Annotated in this window: 25 protein-coding genes and 2 pseudogenes; 12 read left to right on the forward strand and 15 right to left on the reverse strand. The window is 54.0% G+C overall.

Translation table 11 applies throughout. The features are described 5' to 3' along the window. Positions 1 to 42 precede the first annotated feature (42 nt). From OGX93_RS17110 to iolB, 6 genes are read left to right on the forward strand one after another with little or no spacing between them, the layout of a single operon-like run. Positions 43 to 1,590 (forward strand): sugar ABC transporter ATP-binding protein, encoded by a 1,548-nt coding sequence (locus OGX93_RS17110; protein ID WP_047461783.1) that lies wholly within the window; start codon positions 43 to 45, stop codon positions 1,588 to 1,590. An 11-nt stretch (positions 1,591 to 1,601) separates the two neighbouring features. After that, complete coding sequence (locus tag OGX93_RS17115; RefSeq protein WP_047461785.1) at positions 1,602 to 2,630, forward strand: ABC transporter permease; 1,029 nt, start codon at positions 1,602 to 1,604, stop codon at positions 2,628 to 2,630. Between the two features lie 10 nt (positions 2,631 to 2,640). Then, entirely contained in the window at positions 2,641 to 3,774 is a 1,134-nt protein-coding gene (locus tag OGX93_RS17120; RefSeq protein WP_286448828.1) for a Gfo/Idh/MocA family protein, read from the forward strand. 12 nt (positions 3,775 to 3,786) lie between these two features. Further along, entirely contained in the window at positions 3,787 to 5,691 is a 1,905-nt protein-coding gene (locus tag OGX93_RS17125; RefSeq protein WP_047461790.1) for a bifunctional 5-dehydro-2-deoxygluconokinase/5-dehydro-2-deoxyphosphogluconate aldolase, read from the forward strand. Between the two features lie 15 nt (positions 5,692 to 5,706). Beyond that, entirely contained in the window at positions 5,707 to 6,597 is an 891-nt protein-coding gene (gene iolE, locus OGX93_RS17130) for a myo-inosose-2 dehydratase (protein WP_112001714.1), read from the forward strand. Positions 6,598 to 6,606: 9 nt separating this feature from the next. Beyond that, positions 6,607 to 7,422: a 5-deoxy-glucuronate isomerase gene (gene iolB / locus OGX93_RS17135; protein ID WP_198448573.1), complete on the forward strand. Its 816-nt coding sequence runs from the start codon at positions 6,607 to 6,609 to the stop codon at positions 7,420 to 7,422. 57 nt (positions 7,423 to 7,479) lie between these two features. Here iolB and OGX93_RS17140 read toward each other — a convergent pair whose 3' ends face one another. Continuing rightward, positions 7,480 to 9,021 carry a methyl-accepting chemotaxis protein gene (locus OGX93_RS17140; protein ID WP_286487818.1) on the reverse strand — a complete coding sequence of 514 codons (1,542 nt, stop codon included), beginning with the start codon at positions 9,019 to 9,021 and terminating at the stop codon, positions 7,480 to 7,482. Between the two features lie 220 nt (positions 9,022 to 9,241). Beyond that, positions 9,242 to 9,367, reverse strand: coding sequence for a hypothetical protein (locus tag OGX93_RS17145; RefSeq protein WP_286448831.1), 126 nt, complete (start codon positions 9,365 to 9,367; stop codon positions 9,242 to 9,244). A 160-nt stretch (positions 9,368 to 9,527) separates the two neighbouring features. On the opposite strand from OGX93_RS17145, the gene OGX93_RS17150 reads away from it, so the two are divergent. The 4 genes from OGX93_RS17150 (at position 9,528) to OGX93_RS17165 (ending at position 14,520) form a co-directional block, all read left to right on the forward strand. Beyond that, complete coding sequence (locus OGX93_RS17150; protein WP_286448886.1) at positions 9,528 to 11,030, forward strand: sugar ABC transporter ATP-binding protein; 1,503 nt, start codon at positions 9,528 to 9,530, stop codon at positions 11,028 to 11,030. Next, on the forward strand, positions 11,027 to 12,022 hold the full coding sequence (locus OGX93_RS17155; protein ID WP_047461798.1) for an ABC transporter permease: 996 nt from the start codon (positions 11,027 to 11,029) through the stop codon (positions 12,020 to 12,022). Before OGX93_RS17150 ends, OGX93_RS17155 begins: the two co-directional genes overlap by 4 nt. Positions 12,023 to 12,042: 20 nt before the next feature. Continuing rightward, positions 12,043 to 13,107 (forward strand): sugar ABC transporter substrate-binding protein, encoded by a 1,065-nt coding sequence (locus tag OGX93_RS17160; RefSeq protein ID WP_060815943.1) that lies wholly within the window; start codon positions 12,043 to 12,045, stop codon positions 13,105 to 13,107. A gap of 171 nt (positions 13,108 to 13,278) precedes the next feature. Beyond that, positions 13,279 to 14,520 carry an LVIVD repeat-containing protein gene (locus tag OGX93_RS17165; protein ID WP_286448833.1) on the forward strand — a complete coding sequence of 414 codons (1,242 nt, stop codon included), beginning with the start codon at positions 13,279 to 13,281 and terminating at the stop codon, positions 14,518 to 14,520. A gap of 90 nt (positions 14,521 to 14,610) precedes the next feature. Here OGX93_RS17165 and mtnK read toward each other — a convergent pair whose 3' ends face one another. Then, positions 14,611 to 15,810: an S-methyl-5-thioribose kinase gene (gene mtnK / locus OGX93_RS17170; RefSeq protein ID WP_286448835.1), complete on the reverse strand. Its 1,200-nt coding sequence runs from the start codon at positions 15,808 to 15,810 to the stop codon at positions 14,611 to 14,613. 105 nt (positions 15,811 to 15,915) lie between these two features. On the opposite strand from mtnK, the gene mtnA reads away from it, so the two are divergent. Continuing rightward, positions 15,916 to 16,944 carry an S-methyl-5-thioribose-1-phosphate isomerase gene (gene mtnA / locus OGX93_RS17175; protein ID WP_012134738.1) on the forward strand — a complete coding sequence of 343 codons (1,029 nt, stop codon included), beginning with the start codon at positions 15,916 to 15,918 and terminating at the stop codon, positions 16,942 to 16,944. 44 nt (positions 16,945 to 16,988) lie between these two features. Here the strand turns inward: mtnA and OGX93_RS17180 are convergent, their stop codons facing one another. The 6 genes and pseudogenes from OGX93_RS17180 to OGX93_RS17205 all read right to left on the reverse strand — a co-directional run. Next, positions 16,989 to 17,531 carry a 1,2-dihydroxy-3-keto-5-methylthiopentene dioxygenase gene (locus OGX93_RS17180; RefSeq protein ID WP_012134737.1) on the reverse strand — a complete coding sequence of 181 codons (543 nt, stop codon included), beginning with the start codon at positions 17,529 to 17,531 and terminating at the stop codon, positions 16,989 to 16,991. Then, positions 17,528 to 18,217, reverse strand: coding sequence for an acireductone synthase (gene mtnC / locus OGX93_RS17185; protein ID WP_012134736.1), 690 nt, complete (start codon positions 18,215 to 18,217; stop codon positions 17,528 to 17,530). Before mtnC ends, OGX93_RS17180 begins: the two co-directional genes overlap by 4 nt. Beyond that, positions 18,214 to 18,828: a methylthioribulose 1-phosphate dehydratase gene (locus OGX93_RS17190; RefSeq protein ID WP_047461809.1), complete on the reverse strand. Its 615-nt coding sequence runs from the start codon at positions 18,826 to 18,828 to the stop codon at positions 18,214 to 18,216. Before OGX93_RS17190 ends, mtnC begins: the two co-directional genes overlap by 4 nt. A 602-nt stretch (positions 18,829 to 19,430) precedes the next feature. Further along, entirely contained in the window at positions 19,431 to 20,045 is a 615-nt protein-coding gene (locus OGX93_RS17195) for a YagU family protein (protein WP_024130867.1), read from the reverse strand. A 429-nt stretch (positions 20,046 to 20,474) separates the two neighbouring features. Then, positions 20,475 to 20,645: a hypothetical protein gene (locus tag OGX93_RS17200; RefSeq protein ID WP_248622631.1), complete on the reverse strand. Its 171-nt coding sequence runs from the start codon at positions 20,643 to 20,645 to the stop codon at positions 20,475 to 20,477. Further along, a pseudogene (locus OGX93_RS17205) lies at positions 20,627 to 20,824 on the reverse strand (DinI family protein); the annotation flags it as partial. The gene OGX93_RS17200 and the pseudogene OGX93_RS17205, both read right to left, overlap by 19 nt. Positions 20,825 to 21,340: 516 nt before the next feature. Here OGX93_RS17205 and OGX93_RS17210 point away from each other — a divergent pair. After that, positions 21,341 to 21,903: pseudogene (locus tag OGX93_RS17210) on the forward strand (phage polarity suppression protein). A 242-nt stretch (positions 21,904 to 22,145) separates the two neighbouring features. Here the strand turns inward: OGX93_RS17210 and OGX93_RS17215 are convergent. From OGX93_RS17215 to OGX93_RS17240, 6 genes are all read right to left on the reverse strand, one after another. Continuing rightward, positions 22,146 to 23,831 carry an AIPR family protein gene (locus OGX93_RS17215; protein ID WP_286448837.1) on the reverse strand — a complete coding sequence of 562 codons (1,686 nt, stop codon included), beginning with the start codon at positions 23,829 to 23,831 and terminating at the stop codon, positions 22,146 to 22,148. 13 nt (positions 23,832 to 23,844) lie between these two features. Further along, positions 23,845 to 25,044, reverse strand: coding sequence for an integrase domain-containing protein (locus OGX93_RS17220; RefSeq protein ID WP_286448839.1), 1,200 nt, complete (start codon positions 25,042 to 25,044; stop codon positions 23,845 to 23,847). A 316-nt stretch (positions 25,045 to 25,360) separates the two neighbouring features. Next, entirely contained in the window at positions 25,361 to 25,681 is a 321-nt protein-coding gene (locus tag OGX93_RS17225; protein ID WP_071883340.1) for a TA system toxin CbtA family protein, read from the reverse strand. A 20-nt stretch (positions 25,682 to 25,701) separates the two neighbouring features. Continuing rightward, the gene (locus OGX93_RS17230; protein ID WP_043082396.1) at positions 25,702 to 26,019 is read right to left on the reverse strand and encodes a type IV toxin-antitoxin system YeeU family antitoxin; all 318 of its coding nucleotides are present in this window, start codon (positions 26,017 to 26,019) and stop codon (positions 25,702 to 25,704) included. Between the two features lie 18 nt (positions 26,020 to 26,037). Next, entirely contained in the window at positions 26,038 to 26,259 is a 222-nt protein-coding gene (locus tag OGX93_RS17235; RefSeq protein ID WP_000691995.1) for a DUF987 domain-containing protein, read from the reverse strand. A gap of 8 nt (positions 26,260 to 26,267) precedes the next feature. Next, a complete protein-coding gene (locus tag OGX93_RS17240) occupies positions 26,268 to 26,744 on the reverse strand; it encodes a JAB domain-containing protein (RefSeq protein ID WP_286448841.1) in 477 nt (158 codons plus the stop codon). Positions 26,745 to 26,747 lie beyond the last annotated feature (3 nt).

Genomic DNA, 26,747 nt, shown 5'->3' on the forward strand with positions numbered 1-26,747 from the left:
CGCCGTCGCTGCGGCGGCTCGCATTAAAGGAGGAGCAGACCGATGTTGCAACCCTTACTGAACGTTACCGATCTGGCAAAGAGCTTTTCCGGCGTCTGGGCGTTGAGCAACGTACAACTGACCGTCGGGACGGGGGAGATTCACGCGCTGCTTGGCGAGAACGGCGCGGGGAAGTCCACGCTGCTGAAAGCGCTGGCAGGGGCGCAGCCGCAGACCCGTGGGGACATCTGGTTCAATGGCGAAACGCTGCCGGTGGAGGACTCGCCGGTTGAGCGGCAAAACAAAGGCATCATTACCATCTATCAGGAATTTAATCTGCTGCCCAACATGACCGTTGCGGAAAATATGTTTCTCGGGCGCGAGCCGCGTAAACGTAATGTGATCGTCGATGCGAAGGCCGTGAACCAGGAGGCGCAGGTGGTGCTGGACTATCTGCAACTGAATGTCGCGCCGACCACGCCGGTTGCCCGCCTGAGCGTGGCGCAGCAGCAAATGGTGGAGATCGCCCGCGCGCTGACCCTGAACGCGAAGCTCATCATTATGGATGAACCTTCCGCCGCGCTGAGCGACAGCGAAGTGGAAAGCCTGCACCGCGTCGTGCGGGAACTTAAAGGTCGGGGCGTGAGCATTATTTATGTCACCCATCGCCTGCATGAAGTTTTCCAGCTCTGCGATCGCTTTACCGTGTTTCAGGATGGCCGCTTTACCGGCAGCGGCGCGGTCGCGGAAACCAACGTGGAACAGCTGATCCGCCTGATGGTGGGACGAGACGTGGCCTTTAATCGTCGCCCCCCCAGCGAAACCCATCATGAAGACAAACCGATTCGCCTTGCGGTGAAGGGGCTGTGTCGCGAAAAGCCGCCGCTGGACCCGCACGGCATTGCGCTGCACGACATCAGCTTTCACGTTCATGCCGGGGAGGTGCTGGGGATTGCGGGGCTGGTCGGCGCCGGGCGTACCGAAGTGGCGCGCTGTCTTTTTGGCGCTGACGGCTTTACTTCCGGGACGTTCGAGCTGGACGGCGCGGCGTATCACCCCCGTGACCCGATGTACGCGCTGGATCAGGGCGTGGCGCTGGTGCCGGAAGATCGCAAAAAAGAGGGGGCGGTGCTGGGACTGTCTATTCGCGACAACCTGTCGCTCTCCAGTCTATCTTCGCTGCTGCGCTGGCGCTTTTTCGTCAATACCCGCAAGGAAGATGACCTGATCGAATCTTACCGCCAGGCGCTGCAAATCAAGATGGTCAACAGCGAGCAGGAGGTGCGCAAGCTCTCCGGCGGCAATCAGCAGAAAGTGATCCTCGCGCGCTGCATGGCGCTCAATCCACGGGTGCTGATTGTTGATGAACCGACGCGCGGCATTGATGTGGGCACCAAATCCGAGGTGCACCAGGTGCTGTTTGATATGGCGAAACAGGGCGTGGCGGTGATTGTGATCTCTTCCGATCTGCCCGAAGTGATGGCGGTTTCCGACCGGATCATCACCTTAAGCGAAGGCCGGGTAACCGGTGAAATCCACGGCGATGACGCCACCGAAGAGCGGCTCATGATGATGATGGCCATCAACCATAACGCCCTGAACGCGGCATAACGGAGTTTCACATGACGCAGATAGTGACCAAAACGCAACCCCCTGCCAAACGTAACGGACGTATCGATCCGATCGCTTTTTTCGAGCGCTTTGGAGTACTGATTTTTATGTTCCTGCTGCTGATTTTTTTCCAGACGCAGAACAGTAACTTCCTGTCAGAACGCAATATTTTCAACATCCTGACTGAGGTGTCGATCTACGGGATCATGGCCGTGGGAATGACGTTCGTCATTCTGACTGCCGGAATCGATCTGTCTGTCGGTTCCATTCTGGCGGTATGCGCCATGACGGCAGCATACGTGATTAAAGGCGATAACTTCACCACTGTAGACCCGAGCGCCTGGGGCGGGATGAGCTGGCTGATTGGCCTCGGCATCTGCCTGGCGATGGGGACGGCGATTGGCTTCCTGCATGGCCTGGGCGTGACCCGCCTGCGCCTGCCGCCGTTCATTGTCACCCTCGGCGGGATGACCATCTGGCGCGGCCTGACGCTGGTGATTAACGACGGCGCGCCCATTGCCGGTTTTGATCAGGGCTACCGCTGGTGGGGGCGTGGCGAACTGCTCGGTATCTCCATCCCGATCTGGATTTTTGCGCTGGTGGCGATCGGCGGTTATCTGGCGTTGCACAAAACGCGCTGGGGCCGTTTCGTCTACGCCATTGGCGGCAACCCGGAGGCGGCGCGTCTTGCCGGGGTCAACGTCAAACGTGTGCTGGTCAGCGTGTATGTCGTGATTGGCTGTCTGGCCGGGCTGGCGGGGTTTGTACTGAGCGCCCGTCTGGGCAGCGCGGAGGCGGTGGCCGGGATCTCCTTTGAGCTGCGCGTTATCGCCTCGGTGGTCATTGGCGGGACATCGCTGATGGGCGGCTATGGTCGCATCGGCGGCACCGTTATCGGCTCGATCATTATGGGCATTCTGATAAACGGTCTGGTGCTGATGAACGTCTCCGCCTACTACCAACAAATTATTACCGGGCTGATTATTGTGCTGGCGGTGGCGTTTGATACCTATGCCAAGAGCCGTCGTGGCGCGCTGTGAGGGATAAATAATGAAACAAGTGCGAATTGGATTGATTGGGACGGGATACATCGGCAAGGCGCACGCCATTGCCTATGCCCAGGCGCCGACGGTGTTCAACCTGCAAGGCCAGCTGGTGCGCGAAATGGTGGCGGAAGTGACGCCGGAGCTGGCGGCGGAACGGGCGCAGGCATTCGGGTTTCGCCGTTCGACCGGCGACTGGCGTGAGCTGGTGGCAGACCCGAATATCGATGTGGTGGATATCTGTTCGCCCAACCATCTGCATAAAGAGATGGCGCTGGCGGCCATTCGCCACGGTAAGCACGTCTATTCGGAAAAGCCGCTGGCGCTGAACGCTCACGATGCCCGCGAAATGGTTGAGGCCGCAAAACAGGCCGGGGTGAAAACGCTGGTGGGTTTTAACTATATGAAGAACCCGACGGCGGCGCTGGCGAAAGAGATCATCGCGCGAGGGGAGATAGGCGATGTGATCCACTTCTACGGCACCCACAACGAGGACTATATGGCCGACCCGCTTTCCCCTATTCACTGGCACTGCTTTAAGGAGACGGCGGGGTTAGGGGCGCTGGGCGATCTGGCGGCGCATATCGTCAATATGGCGCACTACCTGGTCGGCGATATTCGCGAGGTCTGCGGCGACCTGAAAATTGTGGTGCCGGAGCGCCCGGCCAGCGCGGGATCGGCGCAGAAGGTGGCCGTGGAAAATGAAGATCAGGCGCACGCGATGGTGCGATTCGCCAGCGGCGCGCAGGGGGTGCTCGAAACCTCCCGCGTGGCCTGCGGGCGCAAAATGGGGCTGTCATACGTGATTACCGGCACCAAAGGCACCATCAGTTTTACCCAGGAGCGAATGGCCGAGCTGAAGCTCTATCTGCATGACGATCCGGTTAACCGCCAGGGATTTCGCACCCTGCTGGTGGGGCCCGCGCACCCGGACTATGCCGCGTTTTGCATGGGGGCGGGGCACGGCATCGGCTTTAACGATCAGAAAACGGTGGAAATCCGCGACCTGGTGAACGGCGTTGCCGCCGATGCGCCGATGTGGCCGGATTTTGAAGAGGGCTGGAAAGTGTCGCGCGTGCTGGACGCCATCGCGCTCTCGCATCAGGAAGGCCGCTGGCTGAATGTGAACGATATTGTCTGACGAGGTATCAACGTGGAAAAGCAGTTTGATGTGATATGCATGGGCCGCGTGGCGGTTGACCTCTACAGCCAGCAGATTGGCGCACGGCTGGAGGATGTCTCAAGTTTTGCCAAATACCTCGGCGGTTCCTCAGGGAATGTCGCCTACGGCGCCGCGCGCCAGGGGCTACGTTCGTCAATGCTGGCAAGAGTGGGCGACGAACATATGGGGCGCTTTTTGCGCGAAGAGCTTAACCATGTTGGCTGCGATACCAGCCATCTGATAACGGATAAAGAACGCCTGACGGCGCTGGTGCTACTCGGCATTAAAGACCGGGACACCTTTCCACTGATTTTTTATCGCGATAACTGCGCGGATATGGCGATTACCGCCAGCGATGTTGACGAGCAGTACATCGCTTCATCCCGCTGCCTCGCCATCACCGGGACCCATCTTTCTCATCCGCAAACCCGCGACGCGGTGCTGACCGCGCTGACCTGTGCCCGCCGTCACGGCGTGCGCACGGTACTGGATATCGACTATCGTCCGGTGCTGTGGGGGCTGACCTCGCTGGGCGACGGCGAAACGCGCTTTATTGCCGCAGAGCAGGTCACTCGCCAGTTGCAGGCGGTATTGCACCTGTTTGATGTGATCGTCGGCACCGAGGAGGAGTTTCATATTGCGGGCGGCGCTACCGATACCGTGCAGGCGCTGGCGCAGGTGCGTGAGGTAAGCGCGGCGACGCTGGTTTGTAAACGCGGCGCGCTGGGCTGCTCGGTGTATACCGACGCGATTCCGCCATCGCTGGATGACGGGCTGACGGTGACCGGCGTGCGCGTCGAGGTGCTCAATGTGCTCGGCGCGGGCGATGCGTTTATGTCGGGGCTGCTGCGCGGTTATCTCAATGATGAAGGCTGGGAGCAGGCCTGCCGCTACGCCAACGCCTGCGGCGCGCTGGTGGTTTCGCGCCACGGTTGCGCGCCCGCGATGCCGAGTAAGGTGGAGCTGGATGACTACCTCTCCCGCGAGCATCAGGTGCCACGCCCGGATCTTGATCCACGGCTTAATCATCTGCATCGCGTCACAACGCGTCGGCGTAACTGGCCGGAACTGTGCGTGATGGCGTTTGATCACCGCAGTCAGCTTGAAGAGATGGCGCTACAGTGCGGTGCCTCCCTGAAGCGCATTCCGGCGCTGAAAACGCTGATCTTACAGGCCAGCCGCGATGCGGCGAACAGCGCGGGGCTGGAAGGAAAAGCCGGTCTGCTGTGCGACGGAACGTTTGGCCAGGACGCGCTGAATGCGATAACCGGCGAAGGGTGGTGGATTGGCCGCCCGATTGAGCTTCCCGGTTCACGGCCGCTGGAGATGGAGCACGGCAACATTGGCACTCAGCTTATCAGTTGGCCGCAGGAGCATGTGGTGAAGTGCCTGGTCTTTTTCCACCCGGAAGATGCCCACGGCCTGCGCCTGGAGCAGGAACAGAAAATCGCCGAGGTGTATCACGCCTGCTGTCAGTCGGGGCATGAGCTGCTGCTGGAAGTGATTTTACCTGTGGGTATGCCGCGCAGCGATGAGCTTTACCTGCGGGCTATCTCCCGCTTCTACAACCTGGGCATTTATCCCGACTGGTGGAAACTGCCGCCGCTCTCCTCTGACGGCTGGACGGCGCTGAGTGACATTATCGAACGCCGCGACCCGCACTGCCGTGGCGTGGTGATTCTTGGGCTGGATGCGCCAGCTGAACAGTTACGCGCAGGGTTCAGAGCCGCTGCCGGACATGAGCTGGTGAAGGGGTTTGCGGTGGGGCGCACGCTGTTTGGCGAGGCTTCCCGCGCATGGCTGAAACATGACATTGACGATGCGCAACTGGTGACGCGCATTCGGGATAACTATCTGCAACTGATCGCCTGGTGGCGCGAGCGCGGGCAGGCATAACTTTAGGAGAACATTATGGCTGTGCAATTAGGCATTAATCCTCTGACATGGACCAATGATGATTTGCCCTCTCTTGGCGCGGAAACGCCGCTGGATACCTGTCTGAGCGAAGGTAAAGAGGCTGGTTTTGCGGGCTTTGAACTCGGTAATAAATTCCCACGCGAGGCGCGTCTGCTGGGGCCAATCCTGCAACGCCACGATCTGAAGCTGGTGTCCGGGTGGTATTCCGGTCGCCTGCTGGAGCGGAGCGTAGAAGAAGAGATTGCGGCGGCGCAGGCGCATTTGACGTTATTGCGCGAGCTGGGGGCGAAAGTGATGGTTTTCGCTGAGGTGAGCCATTGCATTCACGGCGAACAGCAGACGCCGGTTCACCTGCGTCCGCGATTCCCGCAGGCGCGCTGGGCGGAGTATGGCGAGAAGCTCACCGCGTTCGCCCGCTATACACAGCAGCAGGGAGTGCAGATTGCTTATCATCACCATATGGGGACGGTGATTGAGTCCGCAGAGGATGTGGACAATCTGATGACCCATACCGGCGATGAGGTTGGATTGCTGCTCGACACCGGTCATTTAACGTTTGCTGGCGCCGATCCGCTGGCGGTGGCGCAACGCTGGGCGAGCCGTATTAATCATGTGCACTGTAAAGACGTGCGCGCCGACGTGCTGGCAGATGTGAAAAACCGTAAAACCAGCTTTCTGGATGCGGTGCTCAGCGGCGTCTTTACCGTACCGGGCGACGGCTGCGTGGATTACCCGCCGATTATGCGATTGCTGAAAGAGCACGATTATCAGGGTTGGCTGGTGGTGGAGGCGGAGCAGGACCCGGCGATTGCCCATCCGCTGACTTACGCGCGGCTGGGATATAACAACCTGAGCCGCCTGGCGCGGGATGCCGGTCTTATCTGAGGAGGCGCTATGTCACGTTTACTGTCACGCTGGCAACAGCCTGACGCGCAGGGACGTACCCAGTCCGTCACCCCGGAGCGGGCAGGCTGGGGCTACGTCGGTTTTGACGCGTTTGAGCTTGAAGAGGGGCAGCAGTTGCATCTTCCCGCCGTTGCTGAAGAGCGCTGTCTGGTGCTGGTGGCGGGGAGGGCGTCTGTCACCACGCCAACCGCGCAGTTTTCAGAGATTGGCGAGCGGATGAGCCCGTTCGAGCGTATTAAGCCGTGGGCGGTATACGTTACGCCCGGAGAAACGGTACAGGTACAGGCGTTAACGAAGCTGGAGCTGGCGGTATGCGCCGCGCCGGGCAAGGGGACGTATCCCACCCGCCTGATTGCGCCGCAGGATATCGACGGCGAGGCAAGGGGCAAGGGGCATAACCAGCGCTATGTACACAACATTCTGCCGGAAGATAAACCCGCCGATAGTCTGCTGGTGGTGGAAGTGTGGACTCACGAAGGCTGTAGCAGTTCGTACCCGAGCCACAAGCACGACACTGACAATCCGCCTTACGAGACCCTTCTTGAGGAGACGTATTACCATCGCCTCAACCCGGAACAGGGATTTTGTATGCAGCGGGTATACACCGACGATCGCTCGCTCGATGAGTGTATGGCGGTCTACAATCGTGACGTCGTGATGGTGCCGAAAGGCTATCACCCGGTGGCGACAATGGCCGGGTATGACAGTTATTACCTGAATGTGATGGCAGGCCCGGTGCGCAAATGGATTTTCACCTGGGAAGACGATCACGCGTGGATTAACCGCGATTACCCTGCGCGTTGAGAACGCGATAAATAGAAAAGCCCCTGGCGTATGCTGAGGGCTTTTTGCTTTTCGCTGCTATCGTGAGGCGCCAAAAACCTGTACGGCCTGTTGCAGCCGTGACGCGCGTCCCGTTAAATCCCCCGCGGCATCCGTCACCTGTTCCACCATCTCCGCATTGTTGTCCGTCATGGAACCAATTCGTGAAATTGAATTGTTGATCTGTTCGAGCGCTAAAGTTTGTTCCCGCGTCGCCAGGCTTATCTCTTTGATCATGGTAGACATCTGCAACACGTCATCGATCATTCCGGTAAGGTGTGTTTCCGTCTGCTCGACCATTTGCACTCCCGTATTGACGTTAGTGACGTTTTTCTCGATAAGCTGTTTGATCTCTTTTGCCGCAGACGCAGAATGCTGGGCGAGGTTACGCACCTCTGCGGCAACGACCGCAAATCCGCGCCCGGATTCACCGGCGCGGGCCGCTTCGACCGCTGCATTCAGCGCCAGGATGTTGGTCTGAAAAGCAATACTGTCAATGACGCCGATAATGTCCACGATTTGATTGTTATCGCGCGAGATAGCCTGCATCATGGTGATGGTTTGCTTCATGATGTGGCCGCCTTCAGTCGCATTGGCGCTGGTACTGTCGGCCATCGTCATTGTCTGGGCTGCGGTATCTGCGGTTTGTTGCACTGCGCTACCGATCTCTTCAATGGCAGCGGCGGTTTGTTGCAGGTCGGCAGATGTCTCTTCTGAACGGCTCTGCAATGCCGTGCCTTCCTGAGACACGCGCTGACTGATAGCCTGAATACCGGATATTTGCGTGCTGACATCATCAACCAGGGAGCGCAGATTAAGCCCCGATTGATTCACCAGTCGCATGAGCATCCCTATTTCGTCCACGCGCTGCAAATGGCAATTATCGGGTTTACGGCCCGAAACCACTTTTTGCATCTGCACCAGCAGCGTATTAACCGGCTGACAAATTTGAACCTTAAGGTAAATAGCCAGGAGCAAAAATAATACGATGATGCTGCCCCCCTGAATAGCAGGAGGAACAGGTAAGAAAATAAATAACAGGGCTGTCAGACTGGTGATGGCTAAAGCATAATTGACGCGTTGGCTAACCGACAGCCATTTAAACATCGAAAGCCAGGACAGCGCTCCGCGACGGATAATTATGCCTTTAAAAAGTCGAAACCCTTTAATTCCATTATTGTTTATTTTCTGATAAAGCTGTTCGCTGTGCGAAACTTCATCCCGGGAAGGCACGGTGCGTACTGAAATATACCCCGTTAATTTTTCATTTTGCCAGACAGGGGTAACATTTGCGCGTACCCAGTAATGATCGCCGTTTTGTCGCCGGTTTTTGACCAGCCCGGTCCAGCTATCGCCTTGCAGTATCGTGTGCCACATGTCAGCGAAAGCGGCAGAGGGCATGTCCGGGTGGCGAATAATATTATGTGGTTTACCCATTAACTGCGTTTCATTAAATCCGCTGGCGTCGATAAATGCAGAGTTAGCATAGGTAATATGACTGTCTTTATCTGTGGTTGATAATAACGTTGTTTTATTGTTAAGCAAATATTCTTTTTGCGTGACAGCTGTGTTGTTTTTCATGAAAACTCCATGACGCTATTTATATAAAATGCAAATTTCACCTATTGTGCATCAGGTAAATAATAGTAAATGGCGGTTTTATCTGAGGTGTTACATTCTCTACTAATCATCATTTATATGAAAGCACTTCAAATGAATTTTTATTTTTAATAAACCTGGCGTGTCATAAATATGAAACACATAAATGCAGGTTGATAATCTGGAATTGATATATATCGACTTAAACTAAATCTAAAAGATAAAAAAGAGCTGATTTATTAGGGCTGATAAATGCCCGCTTTCCTTGATGGGTTTTAGCCCCCTCCGCGAAGCCCGTTGCCGCGTTGTGGTCAGTGTTCTTACTCATGATGCGATCCCTTTGCGATGGGCTAACCCGATGTCATTCATAGACATCTGGATGGCTAATAATATTTTGCTTTATCTTATGCTTTTTATGTCGTTGTCAGTCAGGGAGAGCTGTGAAAAATTTCGTAAATCAAATGATTATCAGAAAGGATTTACAGCGGATGCTCTCCAGTCGCCTCGACATGCGTGGTATCAGCCTGGCCTTTTCCGGCTTTCAGGCGCTTTCCCGCGTTGATTTCACCCTGACGGGCGGTTCCGTGCACGCGCTGACGGGGGCGAACGGTGCGGGGAAATCCACGCTGATGGCGGTGCTCTGCGGCACGCACGATCATTACGAAGGGGAAATTGCAATTAATAACCAGCCGGTGCCGATACGCGAACCGCTGGACGCCAAACGGCTGGGCATTCATCTGGTGCAGCAGGAGGTGGATGTTGCGCTGATCCCGGGGTTGAGTATTGCGGAAAATATTATGCTCGATCAGCTGGCGCAGCCGGGACACCGCTACCGCTGGCGTGCTATTCGCCAGCAGGCGCGTGACGCGCTGGCCCAGCTCGATATTCATCTGGACGTGCGCCGGGTCATCGATGGGTGCACGCTCGCCGAAAAGCAGCAGATCCTGCTGGCCCGCGCGCTCTCGCACCACTGTCGTTTTCTGATCCTCGATGAACCCACCGCGCCGCTCGATCAGCATGAAAGCGAACGGCTGTTTGCCGTGGTGAAACGCCTGCAACAACAGGGGATCGGCGTGGTGTTTATCTCCCATCGCATTCATGAGCTAAAGGCCATTTGCGACACCTTAACCGTACTGCGCGATGGCAAGTTGATTGAGTCCGGGCCGATGGCGGAACTGAGCGCTGACGCCATCGTCGAGAAGATGCTGGGTCATGAGTTAAACGATATCTATCCGCCAAAACGCCCGCCGCATGCTGATGAAACGCTGCTGCGCGTGGAAGGGCTGCACGATGAACTGCTGCTGAAAAATATCAGTTTGCACCTGCGTAAAGGTGAAATTCTCGGCATCGCCGGGCTGGCGGGTGCCGGGAAAACCGAGCTGTGCAAGGCGCTGTTCGGCGCGTCGAAAAGCCGCGTTGAACGCGGCGAACTCAATCATCAACCGTGGACGCCGCAAGACCCGGTTGATTCGGTGACGCGCGGGCTGGCGCTGGTGCCGGAGGAGCGGCGCAAAGAGGGCATTTTTATTGATGAGTCCGTCGCCATGAACCTGGCGGTTGCCGCCGATAACCGTTTCTCGCGCTGGAGCTTGTTTGGTCATCGTCAGGCATGGCGCTGGGCGGAAGCGGTAATTGCCCGCGTCGGCGTGCGCGCTCGCGGGCCGGGGCAAGTGTTGCGTCGGCTTTCCGGCGGCAACCAGCAGAAAGTGGCGATCGGCAAATGGCTGCGCGGCGACGCCCGCGTGCTGATTTTCGACGAGCCGACTAAAGGTGTGGACGTGAAAGCCAAAACCGATCTGTTTGCGCTGATCGACGGCCTGGCGCGGGAAGGCAAAGGGGTGATTTACGCCTCCGGTGAGTTCGCCGAACTGGTGGGGCTCTGCGACCGCATCTGCGTGTTGTGGGACGGGCGCATCGTGGCGGAAGTGGAAGGCGCGCAGGCCCGCGAAGAGACACTACTTTATTATTCAACCGGAGGAACGGCGTTGTGAGTAAGGCCCTTTCAGTCAATGCAGCGGCGTCTGGCCGCCAGCAGATTTTCGATTTTCTCTATAAGTGGGGCATGCTGCTGACGGTTGTCGCGCTGATCGCCATTTTTGGCGTCGCGTCGGATAACTTCCTCGATCCCTTCAATATCATCAACATCCTGCGCTCTATTGCGATCGTCACGGTGATTGCGATTGGCGTTTCCATCTCGCTTACCGTCGGCGGCTTTGATCTTTCCGTTGGCTCAACCGCGTCGCTGGCGAACGCACTGGTGATTTCGCTGTTCGTCTGGCACGGCTTTGGCACCACCGGGGCGATTGTCATTACCCTGGCGCTCTGTACGCTGGTGGGGCTGTTCAACGCTTTTCTGATTGTGGTGCTGCGTATTCCCGACATGCTCGCCACGCTTGCCAGCCTGTTTGTGATTCAGGGGGTGGCGATGACCTACAGCTACGGCGGCTCTATTACTGAAAACATGGTGCTGCCGAGCGGTGAAATGGCTGAGGGGCTTATTCCGGCGGCATTCGGCGCGCTGGGGCAGGTGCCGACTATTGTTGTCGTGATGCTGGTCGTGACGCTGGCGGCGCAGCTCGCGCTGTCGCTGACCACCCACGGGCGACGGATGTACGCCATTGGCGGCAACCCGGAAGCGGCGCGTCTCTCCGGTATTCGCACCACCCGCTATAAAGTGGCGGCCTACGTCATTGCCTCGTTGCTGGCGGGGTTAGGGGGCATCCTGCTGGCTTCACGTATTGGCTCTTCACAGGTTAACGCCGGGGGAGGCTATTTGATGGATGCCGTCGCGGCGGCGTGGATCGGCTTTTCGCTGGCCGGTTCCGGCAAACCGAATGCGCTCGGCACGCTGGTGGGGGCGGTGATCCTTGGCGTGCTCTCCAACGGGCTGGTGATGCTCTCGGTGCCCTATTACGCAATGGACATTATAAAAGGGCTGGTGCTGGCGGCGGCGCTGGCGATCACCTACATACAAAAACGTTAACAACACAACGGGAAACGATAATGAAAAAAACTGCACTTTCTTTGTTGGCGCTGGGATTACTGAGTTCGTTGCCGGGCTATGCGGCAACGCCTGCGCCGGTGCCAGCGGCCATTGCCGGGCATAATGGCCCGGTTCGCATTGCGGTGATCCGCAACCTTGGCTCTGATGACAACACGACCCAGTTCGTTGCGGGCGCGATTCAGGAGGGGAAAAAGCTCGGCTTTAAGGTCAGCACCTTTTTAAGCAACGGCGACGACGCGAAATTCCAGGATTTCGTTAACCAGGCGATCAGCCAGAAGTATGACGGTATTATTCTCTCTCAGGGGCGCGATCCGTACTCCACCGCGCTGGTGAAGAAAGCGGTAGATGCCGGGATCAAAGTGGCGGTGTTTGATACCGCCGTCAACGGTGAGATCCCGGGCGTGACGGTAACTCAGCAGGATGACGCCTCGCTGACCCATCTCTCCTTCGGGCAACTGGTAAAAGATTTCAACGGTAAAGCCAATATTATCAAGCTGTGGGTCGCCGGTTTCCCGCCGATGGAGCGTCGCCAGGCGGCTTATCAGCAAATGCTGAAGGACAATCCGGGGATTAAAGAGCTGGAGTCTATCGGTGCGGTCTCTTCCGACGTGCAGGGCGATACCGCCAACAAAGTGGGCGCGGTGCTGGCGAAATACCCGAAAGGGAAAATCGACGCTATCTGGGGGACCTGGGACGCCTTTAGCCAGGGGGCGTACAAAGCGCTGAAAGAGAATGGCCGCACTGAGATTAAGCTCTACAGCATCGACATCTCCAACCAGGATTTGCAACTGATGCGCGAGGCGGGCAGCCCGTGGAAGGTGAGCGTGGCCGTTGACCCGAAACTGATTGGCGCCACTAACGTGCGGCTGATTGCCAATAAGATTGCCGGTGAACCTACGCCTGCCACTTACGATTTTAAAGCCGCAGCCATTCCGCAGGCGCTGCTGGCAGCGCAGCCGGGGGCGGTTAACGTCGCCTCATTAGGCAAAATCATTCCGGGCTGGGGCCAGACGGAAGACTTTATCGCGCCGTGGTTTGCGACGCTTGAAGCGAAGAATAAATAATGCCCGGTGGCGCTGCGCTTACCGGGCCTACAATGTGCTCTCTGTAGGCCGGATAAGGCGGTTACGCCGCCATCCGGCGTAATGCCCGGTGGCACTGCAATTACCGGGCCTACAATGTGCTCCCTGTAGGCCGGATAAGGCGGTTACGCCGTTTGGCAAAAGGAGATTAAGGTGACTGAATTACCGCGCCCCGACTATAGCCGCAATATGCGGCTGATTGGCCATAGCGACCAGGGCGGTCGCCCGGACGGCGTACAGCTAATGGTACATCGCGGTTTTGCCTATATTGGCCATATGGTGTCGCAGGGGTTTTCGATTGTTGACGTGCGTGACCCGAAAAATCCACGGGCGGCGGGCTATGTGCCTGCACCGCCAGGCTCCTGGAACGTGCATTTGCAGGCGCATGACGATCTGCTGCTGGTGATTAACGCCCGCGATTTGTTCGCCGATGCCCGCTTTGCCGATGAAAAGGTCTACTACACGCGGCAGGTCGGTGAGACGATCAGCGATGTGCAGGACCGGGGCTGGAGCGCAGGGCTGCGCGTGTTTGATATTTCCACGCCGGATAAACCGCGTGAAATCGGTTTTCTCTCCCTGAATGGGATCGGCATTCACCGCATCTGGTACGTCGGCGGACGCTGGGCCTACGTCTCGGCGCTGATCGACGGTTTCACCGACTACATCTTCCTGACCATCGATCTGGCCGATCCGCGTAAGCCAGAGGTGGCCGGGCGCTGGTGGTTGCCAGGGATGAATCAGGCGGCGGGAGAGACGCCAGACTGGCCGGAGGGCAAACGCTATGCGCTGCATCACGCGATTATCGCTGGCGATACCGCCTACGGTAGCTGGCGTGACGGTGGTCTGACGCTGCTGGACGTGAAAGATCGCACGCAGCCGAAACTGATTAGCCATCGCAACTGGAGCCCGCCGTTTGGCGGCGGCACACATACTGCGCTACCGCTGCCGGACCGCGATCTGCTGGTGGTACTGGACGAAGCGGTGCTCGACAATCAGGAAGACGGCGAAAAGCTGATCTGGCTGTTTGATATCCGCGAGCCGTCGAATCCGGTGAGCATCGCCACCTTCCCGCAGCCGGATGAAGCTGATTACGTGGCGAAAGGGGCGCACTTCGGGCCGCATAACCTGCACGAAAACCGTCCTGGCAGCTTTATTAGCTCGACGCTGATTTTCGCCACTTACCAGAATGCAGGGGTGCGCGCTTATGATATTTCCAATCCTTATCGTCCGGTAGAGACCGGCGCGCTGGTGCCTGCGGCACCTGAGAAGATGATGGATACGCGGCCAAATCGCCCGCAGGTGATCCAGTCCTGCGATGTGTTTGTCGATACGCGGGGGATTATCTACAGCACGGATTACAACGGTGGGTTATCGGTGATTGAGTATCTGGGGTAAGTATTTGCCGGGTGGCGGCTTCGCCTTACCCGGCCTGCATTCGGATCGTAGGCCCGGTAAGCGTAGCGCCACCGGGCAAACGGCCTGCACTTAGCTGTACTGCCGCACCCGCGCGATCAGCGCTTCCACGCTCTCAATCCGGTCGGCAATCACAATCAGCGCTTTTCCGAGGGTAATGGCATGGCGCAGGCATTCATGGCGCATTTCCGCATCCTGAATGGTATCGATATCCGCTACGTGCGACAGCCCGACGCTGCGGCGAATCAGCTCGGTGCCGCAAAAGCCGATGGCGTCCGCCCAGACTTTTTTCAGAAATTCCGACGCGTAGCCCGGCGCGCGTAGCGCCGCGTCGCGGGTTTTTTCCGTCGCCAGCGCCTGAAAACGTTCAGCAAAGGTGTTCCACAGCTCCTGAATATCCGTCAGCCGCTGCTCGCGCGCGGCGGCGGCGTCGCGAATGCCCAGATGGCCCGGCAGGCCGCAGAAGTTCAGCAGCAGGTTGCCGATGGCGGTGCCCACATCAAAGCCTATCGGCCCAAAGTAGCCGAACTCGGCGTCGATGGCTTTCAGGCGACCGTCGGCGACAAAGATCGAGCCGCTGTGGATATCGCCGTGCAGTAGCGCTTCGGCATGGGAGAAGAAACGATGTTTGAGCGCCGCCACCGCCAGCTTAAGCTGAGCGTCACTGCGCAGCGCGGCGACGTCGCCTTCGATCTCCGCAGGATAGCTGTTGCGTTCGTGGATCTGGTAGGGATCGTTGAAGAACAGATCTTCGGTGATCTCACACATCTCCGGGTTAATAAATGTCGCCACCTGCGCTTTTTTGTCATGCGGGTGGAGATAAAAATCGCTGGTATGAAACAGAGTTTGCGCCAGATATTCGCCGAGCTGGCGTGCCGCCTGTGGATACCAGGCGCCTTTAATCAGTTCGCCGCGCCAGATGTTATGGTCGGAGAGATCTTCCATCACCATCACCGCCAGTTCATGGTCGAAATGGTGGATTTTCACCGTATGCTGCGGGCAGTGCTGGTAATGCGCCACCAGCGTTTGCGCTTCAAGACGAGCGCGATCCAGCGTCAGCGGCCAGGATTCGCCGACGCAGCGCACGTAAGGCAGCGCCTGTTTGACGACGATGCGGCTTACGCCTGTGGTATCGAAAATCTTAAACACCAGATTAAGGTTGCCGTCGCCCACCTCCTGCGCCTCTACCAGTGTGGATGGATCATCGATGCCGCCAAACGTTCGGGCGTATTCCACGGCATCCTGGGCGGTAAAGGTACGGTATTGCGACATTGCCTGTTCCTCACTCATTTCACTAATAAAGACATGTAGACGTCTATACATCTGTAATTCATCCTGACACAATGTGATACAACAACGCAACAGAGAATTAACGACATGCAGACATTACAGACGACCAGCCTGCGAGTGGCGGATAACCAATTATTTATTCTCGATCAGCAGGCGCTTCCGCAGGAGAAACGCTGGCTGGATGCCTCAACGGTAGAAGCGCTGGTGGGGCATATTCACGCGCTGCGCGTGCGCGGTGCGCCGCTGATTGGTCTTTCCGCCAGTCTGCTACTGGCGCTGCTGGCGGAGTCAGGCCATCGCCGGGATGAACTGGCGATAGCGCTGGAAACGCTGCGCGCTGCGCGCCCGACGGCGGTCAATCTGATGAACAATCTCGATCGTATGAAGCAGGCGCTGAGGCAAGAAGACTTTGTTCCGGCGCTGGCGGCGGAAGCGCTACGTCTGATCGATGAAGACAAACAACTCTGTGACGATATCGCGCGTGCGGGAAGTGCGCTGGTGAAGCCGGGCAGCCGTCTGCTGACCCACTGCAACACCGGCGGGCTGGCGACAGCGGGCACGGGGACGGCGCTGGGGGTGATTGCCCGCGCGTATGCACAGGGCAACGTGCAAAACGTCTGGGTGGATGAAACGCGCCCGTTATTGCAGGGCGGCAGACTCACCGCCTGGGAACTGGGCGAACTGGGGGTTCCCTATCAACTGATTACCGACTCAATGGCTGCCAGCCTGATGGCGAAAGGGCTGGTGGACGCGGTGTGGGTCGGGGCCGACCGTATCGCCGCAAATGGCGATGTGGCGAATAAAATCGGCACCTATTCGCTGGCGGTGCTGGCGAAATTCCACGGTATTCCGTTTTACGTTGCCGCGCCGCAAACCACGCTGGACCCCCACTGCCCGAATGGCGACGCAATCCCGATTGAGCAGCGCGCAGCAGGAGAAGTCACCGGCGTGGCGGGCAGTTTTGGCGCGGTACAGTGGGCGCCGGAAAATGCGCAGGTCTATAACCCGGCGTTTGACGTGACGCCAGCAGCGCTGATTAGCGGCTGGGTGCTGGATAGCGGTGTGGTGACGCCAGAAGACGTGGCGAAGGGGGTTTTCAGGACGGAGGCGGCCTGATGCAGAGCAGGCCTGGCGTACGATAGCGTCGCCCGGCCAGATCGTTAAAGCAGGCGCGGATAGGCATCCGCAATGGCGTCGCCGGTAAACTGCGCCACCCAGCCTTCCGGGTTATCGAAAATACGGATCGCGGTAAAGTTTGGCTCTGAGCCCATATCAAACCAGTGCGGCGTACCGGCGGGCACTGAAATCAGATCGTTTTTCTCACACAGCACCTGGTAAACCTGGTCGCCAATGTGCAGGCAAAACAGTCCTGCGCCTTCAACGAAGAATCGCACTTCATCTTCGCCGTGGGTGTGTTCATTGAGAAACTTTGCACGCAGCGCCTCTTTTTGTGGATTGTCGGCGCGCAGGCTGATCACATCCCAGCTCTGATAGCCTTTCTCGGCAACCAGCTTATCAATCGCATGTTGATAGGCGGTGATCACCGTTTCTGGCGCGGGGGCCTGGCCTAAGTCGCGGTCTGCAACCCAGCGTTCGAAGCGGACGCCTTTCGCGTTGAGCTGTTGGGCTATCTCTGCGGCGTCGGTACTGTGCCACTGGGGCTGGCTGGCGTCTTTATCGGAATAAATAGTCAATGCGCTCATGAAAGGATCTGCTCCGGGTTAATGTCGTCGAATTGATGTACCTGGTGGTGGCGGCTGGCGCCATCACCCTCGCCACGAATCAGTTGCAGGGTGCGAAGACCCGCCTCTTCAGCAGCGTCCAGCTCCTGATATACATCGGAGAGGAACAGGATTTGCGACGGCGCGACGCCGATATACGACGCGATATTGCGGTATGACTGCGTTTCTCGCTTTGCGCCGATATGGGTATCAAAATAGCCGCTGAACAGATGAGTAATATCACCTTCGTCGCTGTAGCCAAATAACAGTTTCTGCGCCGCAACGGAGCCGGAGGAATAAACATAGAGATCAATGCCTTGTGCTTTCCATTTCTCCAGCGCTGGCAGAACGTCCGGGTAGAGGTGACCAGTAAAGTCGCCATTGACGTAACCGTCGTGCCAGATAATGCCTTGCAGGGCTTTTAGCGCCGTTGATTTGCGATCTTCATCCATAAAGGTGAAAAGCGTTTCGATAAGTTCTGCGGTACTGGCGTCCGGCCGGGCAATCTCGTTGCGCAGATTATCAAGAATTGATTTTACCGGTTCGGCATACTGCCGGGCGGTGACAAACGCCGCCAGCCGCTCGCGCGCATAGGGGAACAGAACATTGTGAACAAAACGGATATCGCTGGTGGTGCCTTCAATATCCGTCACAATCGCGCGAATCATAATCTCTCCAGTTGTCGCAAACGCATTTCGCATTCAAATAAAAATTCCAGCCCCTCCAGATGACGGCGGGCCTCCTCCACTGAGCGTCCCCAGCAGGTTAAGCCATGACCGCGCAGAAGAAAACCGTAATTCAGAGAACGCTCTTGCGCGTAATGCGCAATACGTGATGCCAGCGCGTCGATATCCTGGTCGTTGTCGAACACCGGCACGCAGACGGTATCAAGATGGGTAGTCTGCCCGCTAAGCGATTTTTGCATTTCAAAACCGCTGATATATAGCTCCGGCGTTTTAACGATGCGCGAGAGCACCGTGGCGTTGACGGTGTGGACGTGCAACACCGCGTTTGCCTGGGGAAAGAGGCGATAAATCAGGGTATGCAGCCCGGTCTCCGCCGATGGTTTGCGACCGGACGGTGCGTGACTGGTGGCGATTTCCACCTGCAAAAAATCGTCGGTAGTCAGGTTGCCTTTATCTTTTCCCGACTCGCTGAGCCAGCAAAATGCGTCGTCCTGGCGGACAGACATATTGCCGCCAGTAGCGGGAGCCCAGCCTTTTGCCCCTATCCAGCGGCAGGTCTCGACCAGTTGTGTGAGTTGCAGGTTATCTGTCATCTTCCTTTTAGCCTCTCTCGGGGTCAGGAATGGAGTTTTTAGACATCTAAGTGTCTTGATTGCCAAATGCTAACATCGTGTTACGGCAGCAGCAACACAACTCTTCCGGGCAGGAGCAACAACGTTGTCCTGGTGGCAGTGTGACTTGATGGGGGAGGTGGTTGAGTTTGTCAGGGGCGGGAGTTTTGCGTATTGATTGATGCTTTCAATGGAAGCTGTAGGTTTGTCGCCCATAGCAGACCTGATAGCCCTTCGTTCAGGCCGCTTTGTGCCCGGAGGGGGCATCCCTAAACCACTACAGGTATTAATCGGCAAGGTGCCGGTGGGCTGCTTAAATGTTCAGGGAAAGCAATGCAAGAAGTGCGCGGGTTTTCATCATGTTATTTAACAGACCCAGATACCAGACATAAATCTCCTCCTTGATATTAAGAACATTCGGGTGCACGGATGGAAAGTGGTTTATTCTCTTTTTCACAGAACAGGAATGTCAGGGCCGGGAAGAGGGGATTAGCGAGAGATTAAAACAGGCAACTCAGGAGTTCAGTAAATGGATACTAAAAAATGGCGCTGTGTTTGCGCCATTTTACCACATTAAGAATTTGTCACCGGCTTGTTCCCAAAGGGATCTCCGGGTCTGGTTGATGAGTAATCCTGTTACGCAGATCCCGACGGATAATTTCGATGGACCAGAACCAGATTAAATGTCCAAAAATTTCGGATACATTCTCATACCATGGAAGGTCAACCAAAGGTGGAGTCAGCCCCATGAGAGGGAAGGAAATCATATGGACGAAAAGCTGTGCCAGCGCACCAGCCAGCAAACCCTGCCAGAGCTTAATTTTGGGGAAAACTTCAGCAACAACACAGTAACCTACTGCGAAGACAATCGAAAAGATGATGTGTGTTACACCAACCCAGTTAAACACATGCCCGGCAAAGGTGTAGACGGCAGCGTTAGGATCAGCAAGCCCCATCCAGTCACGAAGGAAAATATAAGGGGGATTCAGGAAATTGCGGGAACAGTCAATTTGCCCGGCAGCCCTGATTAATGATTCCGGCCCGCATGCAGCAGTGAACATATCAGTCGGACTGCGGGGTGGCAAAGGTACTTCAGCGCCCCATTTAACAAATGCTGATACGATACCAGCGATTAACCCAATAAATGCAGCCAGGCCATAACGCCTGCGGTTTGGTGGAGTTTGTTCAAATATATTCATATTTCATCCGTTGAATTTCATCGTGTTAACATAATCATTTAGTAGTATTCATGAAAACCACCAAATGTAAAGATGTGTATGTGATTGTATGTTCCGTATTTGCGTCAGTAACTGGAAATTCCCAATCGAGTTGCTTTATATGGCGTAACAGGAAGGCTGTGAAAGTGGTGAGAACGGCAAGGTCGTATGCAATCTACAGCAAGATTCTCATCAGTAGAATTAATAGAGCAGCAATCACGTCGCATGGAAGAGCATGGTGCGGACAGCTGGCGTGCGAATATAGACTGGTTGCCAGCCGCCGTGGATTGTATCTTCCCGGCATGACGGATCAATGTGTTTTAAGTATTAATGCCACGTCTTTTTGCTCAGGCTTGTTATAGCTGAAATAGCATGTGCTGAATCATCAAAAAGCCGGGCCAGTACAGGAACCTACTGCCTGTTTTTGTACTCAAGCACCAGATGTCCAGACAGGTCTTTGCTGACGATGGCAAATGTCCTGAGTTCAGGCGTTGGAACAGGGAGTTCGGTGCCAGGCGGGAAATATATTCTTACCCCGGCAATAATCATGTTGCCCATGCTCATCATTCGTTCACCAGCCACATATCTGCTTCTTCAAACATCTCTTCCAGCATACGGTTAAGTCGTTCTTTTTCGGTCTTTGTGCTGTCGCTGTTTAATGCGTTAGCCTGCATTGGCTTAACTCTCACGTCGGCATCGGGGAAGATCCGGTGTACGCGCTTTGTCAGCTCGTTAAGAATGATGTTTCTTGCGTCCGGTAGCTCTCTATTTTGTGAATATTTTTACGCAGGGCAACAAGTCATTTTGCAGTGAAATCCCATACAACAAACCGTTAACAGGTGAATGGCAAATAGAGGCAAACGGTGGCATACATTGGTAATCCTTCTATTGCTTTTATTTATATGTTTTTATTTTTTAATCACCAAAAAGTCTAAGTGAATGACTGGCTGAAAAAACAGGAGGGTGAACAGACGGTGAACAGTCAGACCTTCAACTGTTCACCCTTTAACTTACTGTATTACCTATATCTTTATTTAAGGTGAACAGTGGTGAATAGTTATAAGTAAAAAAACAAACAGAGAGAGGGGATTTCCTGCGACCTTCTCTGGCCAGCCTCTTTTGCTCCGCAACCTTTCGTACTATCGAGTCTATCGACGAGGAGATACGGCCACCGGCAGAAGAAAAGCCCGAACCGCCACAGACAGCCCCAGAAACACCGCCCCGAATTCTGGACTGCGCCCGCTCATTGCTGCGCCACTGATTCAGGAGAAAAGACAATGGCACGAGCACTACTGAAACAGGCCTTTGAAGCCTGTCAGAAGAATAAATCGGACTGGATGAGCAGCAAGTCAGCACTGGCGCGGGCTGAAATGGCGCTGAAAGAGCTGGAGCTGACCTGCACCCGTTATGAACCGGAGGCAGCACAGGCGCTGCGTATGATATTGACCTGAAAAAATGGGCGGTAAATCAGTCGGCCGGGCATTACATCCGGTCACATGAGGCCGTGCAGCGTATCAGTATCCGTCGTCAGCTCCACGCCTTTATGCAGGTAAGCGGCGACGCGCTGGCACCGGAATTACTGCATCACAGCGAACAACCTGAAATCGTCAGAGAACGGGCTCTCGACCGGGCGGCCGCCAGTGTTCGCGAAGCGCTGTCCATTCATGTAACCAGCGGAGGAAATATTGATTACGCAGAGGAAGATCGCGACATTCTGACAACCATCGGTTTCCGGCCTGACAGAGCCTCGAGAGACGACAACCGGGCAAAATATACGCCTGAACAGAGCCAGATTTTCATGCGCCGACAGGCCGCGCAGACCCGCAAAAAAACCATATAAAACGTCCCGAAAATACCCGTCTTTTTAATAAAAATAGCCATGCATGCTTAAGCTGCATGGCTTTGCATGCAAAACTCTGAATTTTCCACACCCCGCCGCACCAGCACTGGCGCGGCCTGAGCCCCTTCATGCACCTGCATTAAAAACGTCCCCTTAAGCGGGCAGGCGTGGCGGGGAGAGCATTGCGCGCTGCAAATGTTATTAATTACTACAAAGACGGAGGGTAATCCCCTCCAGTCAATTTAGAGTGAAGCCAGAATTGCAGGGGTCAGAGCTGCACCTTTAGCAACCTGATCATCTCCTCCTAACTGATGATAGTGGTTTAATACAATATCAAGACTTTCATCAAAGATCTCTTCATTGATATTTATTTGGTTGACGCTTGAAAGTGCCTGAAAAATATTTTCTTTAGTCTTTAAGTATTTAATGGCCGCAACCATAGCAACATAATATTTTATATTTGTTGTTGTTTTTGGGTCTGGCGTATATTTATCAGTTTCAACCTTTAAAAAAGCTTCAGTAGCTTTTATAATTAATATTACTTTTAAGTATGTGTCTATTGCTATATCCAAGCTAAATATTTTTTTATATTCAATATCTGAGTTTATAAGTGTTGATGGTCGTGCTCTTGCGCTGTCTGGTCTAAATAAAACAATTGTCATCATTGCTTGTGCAAGATATGCAATGCTTATTATTTTTGATGCTGGTTTACCAAGATTTTTGTAGAAATTCTTCTTCCTGTCATAATAGAAGTCGTTAGCCTTTAAATAATCTTCAATATTTCTGTGAATCTCATCTGAGCTTCTGAGGGAAGCTGGCAGAATAGCTGTTTGACTGTTCGTTGCACGAATTATTCTATCGCGTGCTTCTTCGTTTTCCTCACAAATAATCCTGATGAGAATAGAACGTTTATCATCTACAGAATTATCAGCATTAGAAAAGTGACGATATATCTCATGTGAGGTTTGTAGTCCATTTACAATTTGAGGATCTTCTATTGTTAATTGTTTTCCTGCACTAACTGCTTTAGGTGTGATAATGGTGACACCATTATTTAAGTACCAAAAATCATCAGAGTTCATATTTTGAAGCGTTAATCGGATGCCTGTGTTTACAGTTACACTTCCCTGATAGTCTCGCACATTTGATTCAAAAATACTTCTTGCTAGTGCGCCATTATCGCTTACAAATTCATAATATTTTGTAAGTGAAGCTAGGCAAATATAGCTACCTGCTGAAGTACTAATCGGCTGTTCTGATATTTCTAGCGTTCGGGAGCTTGCAGGGATATTTCTGCTCATTTCTAACAGTGTTGTAGCACCAATAAAAGAGAATTCGCAAACTGAACCGCTAAATAATCTATGGATATCATCACGTAACTTATTTGCTTTATCAATTACATTGGGGTGTATATCAGCATCAACACCTTGGGTAGCATAGAAAAATTTAATTAAAATAGTAGGGAATGTTTTTGCTAATTTTGAATAGGCACCTCTAAATAAATTGATTTTCTCAAGTAATAAAGAGTTATAACGCTTCTTAAATTTTTCGAGATCATTACCTAAATCAAATAAATCTTGAATGGTTTCTCGGAACTTAATTATTGCATCTTCTTTAAAGGTTGGAGATGTTTTAGATTGAATTATTACTAGCTCAATGTGATTTTTTCTTACTTGAGTATTAAGTTGTGTGTCTTCCTTTTGTAGTTCACCATTAACAAAAGTAAATATAGAGTCAATACCACCATCACCACCATTACCAACAATGCCATATTCAATGTCATCATATGTAACATCGTAGTCTTTAAGAATCTCTGATGCTGAGTATAACTCAAAGAATTCTGTATCTTTGATGTCAGTTCCCAACTCATTTTTTTTATCTTTAAGGATCTGCTCTAGTATTATTTGATCATTTGTTTTTTTAGACATGTAAAACTCCTTTTCATTTTTTATTTGAGCCGTTAACATAGTATCCCCACCATGACATCAACTCAATGCATTGAGTAATATATGTTGACCGATTATAAGCTTTCTTGACTTCATTTCTATCGGTATGAGCTAAGGCTGATTCAATTACATCTGGGTTAAGCCCCGCTTCATTCATTGCAGTACTGGCTATTGAACGTAGACCGTGGGCAACCAACTTTCCGCCATAACCAATTCGCTTAAGAGCCGCATTAGCTGTCTGGCTATTCATCGGCAACTTTGGATCATTTCTACTGGGAAAAACATGTTCACGATGAGCGCTGATTGGCTTCATCACTTCCAGAATATCTAATGCCTGAGGAGATAGAGGTACAATGTGCTCACGCTTCGCCTTCATCCGTTCGGCTGGAATAGTCCAGAGTCTGGTCTCAAGGTCGATCTCTTCCCATCGAGTACCAGATGCTTCAGATGGACGCACGAGAGTCAGGAGCTGCCATTCAATAAGACAGCGAGTCGGAACAGACAGATTCGACATGACCAAGGAACGCATCAGTTTCGGCAATTCTTCTGGTCGTAGCGTGGGCATGTTCTGCTTTTTGGGTTTCTCAAATGCCATTCCAACACCTGATGCCGGGTTAGCATCAATCAGGCCGGTGTTGACTGCATAAATCATTATTTCGTTAATGTGCTGTACTAGGCGGCGAACTGTCTCCAGTGCCCCTCGTGCTTTGATTGGATTAAGTGCTTCAACAATCGTTCTGGCCTTTATCTCCTGAACAGGTATCTCACCAATAGCAGGGAACACGTCTTTATCCAAAGAACGCCAGATGTCTTTTGCATAATCTTCTGTGACACTTCTGCTTTTCATCTGGAACCAGTTAGCGGCCACAGTTGAGAAAATGCTGTCTAATTCAATCTGGCGTTGTTCTGACGCTTGTTCTTGCTGCTGTTGTGGATCCTTCCCCTGCGCGAGCGTAGCTAAATGTTGGTCGCGTATCTGGCGAGCTGCTGCGAGCGTAAGGGCAGGGTATGAACCGAGACTCAGATTAGTGCGGCTATTACTTACAGGACGTTGGTATCGGAAGCGCCAGAGTTTTTTACCAGATGTTTTGACGAGTAAGAACAGGCCGTCACCATCATGCAGAGTGAAGTCTTTTTCTCGGGGCTTAGCTTTAAGGATCTCGTTATTAGTGAGGGGGCGTGTGATACGCGCCATGCCTGGATTCCTTCCATAATTGGTACACGTTTAATGGACCACAGTATAGCGTGTACCTAAATGTACCAATTTTCTCTGGATTTAGCCGGATGAGCTCGGACAACGACAGACACAAAAAAGCCCGCAGGGCTTGCGCCGTGCGGGCTCTTAGGACTTCATCGGGCTGGCGGAGTCTGAATTGGTGTTGTAATTCATTGAAATAAATTAGCTAACTTCTAATTCAACTTTTCTTTGGTGCCTATATAGGTGCCTAAAAATTTTTTCACCCCTTTTTGCTCAGTAAAGAGGTGGGTTGCGGAAAGGAAACTGACACTACTTATGTTCTCATTTCCCTCATAGCCCGTCTGGCTTTTAGAATGTCTACAGCAGTAATAAAAGGCGACTGTTCTTGCCAGCTAAACCCCTTACGATCGATGCGAACCAGTTCGTATTTTTCCACCAGAAAATTAACAGCATCGGCTAAAGAGATACCGGCATCGATATGTTCCTTAATCACAGTTTCATCACTGAATGGCGTGTCATTCAGTGTCAGGCCATAGTGCTGATCCAGCAGGCATGAAAGAAGTGTTTGCCATACGATCACTGGTGACGGGCATGGTTTAGCCGCCCGCAAAGTCGTTGCAGGTAGAGTTTTCATGTTTGTTCTCGTGAATTTAGTTATCGTTGAGTGGGATAAACGGTGATGTATACGTAGCCGCAACTGCCAAGGGTATCGGCTTCGCAGGTAAAACCGTTGTGGTACAGGATGACGCAGTGGGTATGGCGGGGATTCAGTTCATCGGTGGTCAGCATCGACTCCATCTGGCTGATAAAGTGCGGGAATGTTTCATCTAGCTTCCGGCATTCGACGTCACTGAATTTACCGGTGATGCTGGCCCGGTCAGCCAGATAATGCAGCCGGTTACCCTCCTGCACAAGGCGGGCTCCCAGGCGCGGTGTGATATCCCGCTGCAGGCCCCATGTGATGTTACTCATTGATAACCTCCTTTATTGTCAGTTCAGGGTAATACTCATCAGGCAGGCATAAGGCCCGTTGCGGTCCTGGCGGCGTTCGGCGTACACAGCCAGGACTCCTGTGATATCCGGAACATCCCTGCCGGTGTAATGACAGACGCTACCGTGCCACTGATATTTTCCGGTGCAGTAGCGAAAGATTCGGGACTCAGGATGCTGGCGGTATATCGTCATTGCCCTGCGTTTACTGATAATTTTCATGTAATACCTCAAAGCAGACCGTGTTCTGCGAACGAATAGATTTGCCTGCCACCAACAATCAGATGGTCAGGGACACGGATATCCACCAGATGAAGTACCTGAACTAGTCGCTGCGTGAGGGCTTTGTCAGCCTGGCTAGGCGTCGTCTCGCCGGAAGGATGGTTATGCGCCAGTATCACCGCCGCCGCATTGAAGTGCAGTGCACGTTTGACCACTTCCCGGGGATGAACCTCGGTGCGGTTAATCGTGCCACTAAAGAGCGTCTCATGGGCAATAAGCTGATTCTGGTTGTCCAGATACAACACTCTGAACTCTTCCCGCTCAAGCGCGGCCATATGCAGTCGCAGCCATTCACGGACGGCGTGGGTGGAGGTGAAGGCCACGCCGGGCTCATGCAGATGCCGGTCCAGAACCCTGAGTGCCCGCTGGATGAGACGCCGGTCCTGTGGCGTTATCTCGCCAGGTAAAAAGGAAAGCTGTTTCATTCG

This window comes from Citrobacter sp. CK195, assembly GCF_030333365.1.
GTDB classification, from domain to species: Bacteria; Pseudomonadota; Gammaproteobacteria; order Enterobacterales; family Enterobacteriaceae; genus Citrobacter_B; species Citrobacter_B koseri.

Bases quoted from the DNA above. Each gene is read 5' to 3' on its own strand.
- OGX93_RS17140 (WP_286487818.1), bottom strand. From the start codon at position 9,021: ATGAAAAACAACACAGCTGTCACGCAAAAAGAATATTTGCTTAACAAT.
- mtnC (WP_012134736.1), bottom strand. From the start codon at position 18,217: ATGATTCGCGCGATTGTGACGGATATTGAAGGCACCACCAGCGATATC.
- OGX93_RS17225 (WP_071883340.1), bottom strand. From the start codon at position 25,681: ATGAAAACTCTACCTGCAACGACTTTGCGGGCGGCTAAACCATGCCCG.
- OGX93_RS17190 (WP_047461809.1), bottom strand. From the start codon at position 18,828: ATGACAGATAACCTGCAACTCACACAACTGGTCGAGACCTGCCGCTGG.
- mtnK (WP_286448835.1), bottom strand. From the start codon at position 15,810: ATGTCGCAATACCGTACCTTTACCGCCCAGGATGCCGTGGAATACGCC.
- OGX93_RS17150 (WP_286448886.1), top strand. From the start codon at position 9,528: ATGCTCTCCAGTCGCCTCGACATGCGTGGTATCAGCCTGGCCTTTTCC.
- OGX93_RS17180 (WP_012134737.1), bottom strand. From the start codon at position 17,531: ATGAGCGCATTGACTATTTATTCCGATAAAGACGCCAGCCAGCCCCAG.
- OGX93_RS17115 (WP_047461785.1), top strand. From the start codon at position 1,602: ATGACGCAGATAGTGACCAAAACGCAACCCCCTGCCAAACGTAACGGA.
- iolB (WP_198448573.1), top strand. From the start codon at position 6,607: ATGTCACGTTTACTGTCACGCTGGCAACAGCCTGACGCGCAGGGACGT.
- OGX93_RS17215 (WP_286448837.1), bottom strand. From the start codon at position 23,831: ATGTCTAAAAAAACAAATGATCAAATAATACTAGAGCAGATCCTTAAA.
- OGX93_RS17120 (WP_286448828.1), top strand. From the start codon at position 2,641: ATGAAACAAGTGCGAATTGGATTGATTGGGACGGGATACATCGGCAAG.
- OGX93_RS17110 (WP_047461783.1), top strand. From the start codon at position 43: ATGTTGCAACCCTTACTGAACGTTACCGATCTGGCAAAGAGCTTTTCC.
- OGX93_RS17240 (WP_286448841.1), bottom strand. From the start codon at position 26,744: ATGAAACAGCTTTCCTTTTTACCTGGCGAGATAACGCCACAGGACCGG.
- OGX93_RS17160 (WP_060815943.1), top strand. From the start codon at position 12,043: ATGAAAAAAACTGCACTTTCTTTGTTGGCGCTGGGATTACTGAGTTCG.
- mtnA (WP_012134738.1), top strand. From the start codon at position 15,916: ATGCAGACATTACAGACGACCAGCCTGCGAGTGGCGGATAACCAATTA.
- iolE (WP_112001714.1), top strand. From the start codon at position 5,707: ATGGCTGTGCAATTAGGCATTAATCCTCTGACATGGACCAATGATGAT.
- OGX93_RS17230 (WP_043082396.1), bottom strand. From the start codon at position 26,019: ATGAGTAACATCACATGGGGCCTGCAGCGGGATATCACACCGCGCCTG.
- OGX93_RS17195 (WP_024130867.1), bottom strand. From the start codon at position 20,045: ATGAATATATTTGAACAAACTCCACCAAACCGCAGGCGTTATGGCCTG.
- OGX93_RS17145 (WP_286448831.1), bottom strand. From the start codon at position 9,367: ATGAGTAAGAACACTGACCACAACGCGGCAACGGGCTTCGCGGAGGGG.
- OGX93_RS17235 (WP_000691995.1), bottom strand. From the start codon at position 26,259: ATGAAAATTATCAGTAAACGCAGGGCAATGACGATATACCGCCAGCAT.
- OGX93_RS17220 (WP_286448839.1), bottom strand. From the start codon at position 25,044: ATGGCGCGTATCACACGCCCCCTCACTAATAACGAGATCCTTAAAGCT.